This window comes from Aquibaculum sediminis (assembly GCF_040712085.1).
Lineage (GTDB): Bacteria > Pseudomonadota > Alphaproteobacteria > Kiloniellales > DSM-21159 > Aquibaculum > Aquibaculum sediminis.
This window is the reverse complement of the sequence record NZ_JBFCVK010000021.1, coordinates 1-906: the sequence shown is the minus strand read 5'-3', so window position 1 is coordinate 906 and position 906 is coordinate 1. Positions and strand designations below refer to the sequence as shown.

Below are 906 nucleotides of genomic sequence, written 5' to 3'. Positions count from 1 at the left end.
TCAACTAGACCTCGTAATTTATTAGAGCCTTTATTTTCAATAATTAATTTAGGGGCTGTAGTAGATTAGTAACAATGCTATACTACAAAAATGAAGATAACATATTGTAAATTAAAGCAATCCATACAGAAAAAACTGCTTGAGTTTTTTGTCGCAGAAGTTACTGCAAGAACAGCAGCAAATTTGCTAGATATTCAACCGAATACAGCCGCTTTGTTCTACCATAAAATCAGGCTTGTGATTGGCTATCATTTATCCCTTGAAGTTAACGAGATTTTTGAGGGGGAAATTGAACTAGACGAAAGCTATTTTGGTGGTCATCGAAAGGGAAAACGAGGACGAGGACGAGGGGCGGCTGGAAAAGTTGCTGTTTTTGGGTTACTAAAACGACAAGGAAAGGTATTTACTGTTGTGGTTGAAAACACCAAGAGTGAAACATTACTCCCTGTTATTAAAAGAAAAATCAAGCCTGATAGCTGGGTTTATACGGACACTTATCGCAGTTATGATGTGCTTGATGTGAGTGAATTTCACCACGAACGAATCAATCATTCCGAGCTATTTGCGGTGAAACAAAATCATATTAATGGCATTGAAAATTTTTGGAATCAGGCGAAGCGGATACTGCGAAAATATAATGGAATTAACCGAAAAAACTTTCCTTTATTCTTGAAGGAATGTGAATTTCGGTTTAACTTTGGGACACCAAAAGAGCAGTTAAAAATATTGCGAAAATGGTGTGAAATTTAGGGCTAATCTACTACAGCCCCAATTTTAATAACGAACAGAATAAACCTTAAATTTATTGGTTTTAGCTAACACTTGGTGAGAAGCAAAATATTGATCGAGCAAATCGGCGTAAGGCAAAAATGCGTTCGCAACAATGCGTAATTCTCCCCCTGTATT

2 protein-coding genes are annotated in these 906 nt (G+C 36.5%); one reads left to right on the top strand and one right to left on the bottom strand.

The features are described from left to right. Positions 1 to 90: 90 nt before the first annotated feature. The gene (locus ABZ720_RS17400; protein WP_046098172.1) at positions 91 to 750 is read left to right on the top strand and encodes an IS1595 family transposase; all 660 of its coding nucleotides are present in this window, start codon (positions 91 to 93) and stop codon (positions 748 to 750) included. A 24-nt stretch (positions 751 to 774) separates the two neighbouring features. Here the strand turns inward: ABZ720_RS17400 and ABZ720_RS17395 are convergent. Continuing rightward, positions 775 to 906: methyltransferase (locus tag ABZ720_RS17395; protein ID WP_366556796.1), on the bottom strand; the 132-nt coding region annotated here is incomplete at its 5' end.